Origin of the sequence: Parapedobacter sp. SGR-10, assembly GCF_011030405.1 — a bacterium.
Taxonomy (GTDB): Bacteria; Bacteroidota; Bacteroidia; order Sphingobacteriales; family Sphingobacteriaceae; genus Sphingobacterium.
The window spans coordinates 1-1,638 of sequence record NZ_JAAJTJ010000062.1 but is presented as its reverse complement, the minus strand read 5'-3'; the positions used below and the strand labels follow the sequence as shown (position 1 = coordinate 1,638).

1 protein-coding gene is annotated in these 1,638 nt (G+C 40.7%); it reads right to left on the bottom strand.

Annotated elements, in window-relative coordinates:
* Window positions 1–9 precede the first annotated feature (9 nt).
* Window positions 10–1,353 carry a neutral/alkaline non-lysosomal ceramidase N-terminal domain-containing protein gene (locus G5B00_RS17850; RefSeq protein WP_205966475.1) on the bottom strand — a complete coding sequence of 448 codons (1,344 nt, stop codon included), beginning with the start codon at window positions 1,351–1,353 and terminating at the stop codon, window positions 10–12.
* Between the last annotated feature and the right edge of the window lie 285 nt (window positions 1,354–1,638).

Below are 1,638 nucleotides of genomic sequence, written 5' to 3'. Positions count from 1 at the left end.
TTCCTAGTTTTATTTTATTTCTATAAACATCTTCACCAGCTCATCTACCAAAATCACCGTAGCATCTTCTTGTACTTTACTCGTTCCGATCCAAGTTTCATAGCCACCGAGCTTATGTTGTTCTGGTGGAGGTAAATACCCATAACTTCCATTAGCCAGTCCAATTGTAAAAGTTGTTTTAAAAGGACTTTTCTTTTTAAGCTCCAAACCTGTTTCTGCAAACACCTCAAAAGGAAGAGAAGAAACCCCTAAATCTCCAATGCGGTAAGCCTGCAAAATGATGTTTATATCACGAGGATACTCTGCATCCATTCGAAGTAGGCGGTTAGCATACGATCGTTCATGGACATGCCAATATTCTTTATCTTTAGGACGTTTCAACACCTGTTTAGCACGCGCTATCTGCTCTGCTGTAGAGGTGCGGGTTTTCAAATAGACCTCTTTCTGTATAGCATCTAGAGGGATCCAAGTGTGATATTCAAGATCCTTATACACCCTATACACCTCTTGAGCAAGATCTTCTGCAACAACCTTCATCTTTTCATAGGGTTCATATCTTCTTTGTACTCCACCATAGTTGACAGTATTAATATCTCCACTAGTGCCATTGGACATAATTCCTACAAAATGTGGAAACTGGCGATCGGCGCCTATTAACTGTTGGATTCGATCGGCAAAAACACCAAAGTAATCGGCCGAAACATCATTTTTGGGAACTCCTCCTGCATAGTGTGTGGAGTAATTGGCGAGTATAGAGATCGGCCTCCCATCTAGCGCCTGAACGGAAATAAAAGAGACATCCGGATCGGTCGGACCAGCCGGCTCTTTTTTATTTTCATTGTTTACGCCCGGGTTCATTCTTACCGCCTCATATCCCCCAAATGGACTTTTCACTTTCTCCTTCATGATCCAGCGCCGGTTAAACACATGCTGTGGGACACTTCCTACACCCCACGCAATTTTGGCAGGCTCCAGGTTCTTAACGGCATTTCGGACCCCATCGGCAATGCGTTTGATCAGAAACAACTGATAATCATCAAAAGGAAGTCCATAGTTCCACCAATGTCTTCTTCTTCCTGTCCAGGTCCCACTGACAGACGAATGGGTATGGGTCGCCGACATCAATATATGTTTCGGATCAATTCCAGTCTCTTTCTGGATATTTTTTTTTGCTTCATCAAAAACCTCCCGCGCAATGGATATATTATCCACTACAACAAAGACAATACGCTTGTCACCGTTATCCAAAACCAAAGCGCGTACATAAAGTTCATCATGTATGTACTTAGCAGGGGGATTACCGCCGAAGTTACCCACAATACCACTACCCAAATCAGGCGTAATATTACTCATAGAGGCTCCTGCAAATAACACTTTGCTTTCTTGAGCATACAAATTAATACTCGACAAAAGTAGGAAGACAAGAAACAGAAAACACTTTTTTATTATCATATTATATTCTCTCCAAAAGATTTATAAAGGTCTTAATGAGTAATTCCAGTTTATTATCATAGAATTAATAATCAACTAATTCTTAAAGTACCTGGATCGACTATATCAAGTCAGAACAAGAAAGCAGGCTGTAATTAAACAGCCTACTATGCTACTAACCAGAAGAAAACTCTTTTTTACTCTAAT

Bases quoted from the DNA above. Each gene is read 5' to 3' on its own strand.
- G5B00_RS17850 (WP_205966475.1), bottom strand. From the start codon at position 1,353: ATGAGTAATATTACGCCTGATTTGGGTAGTGGTATTGTGGGTAACTTC.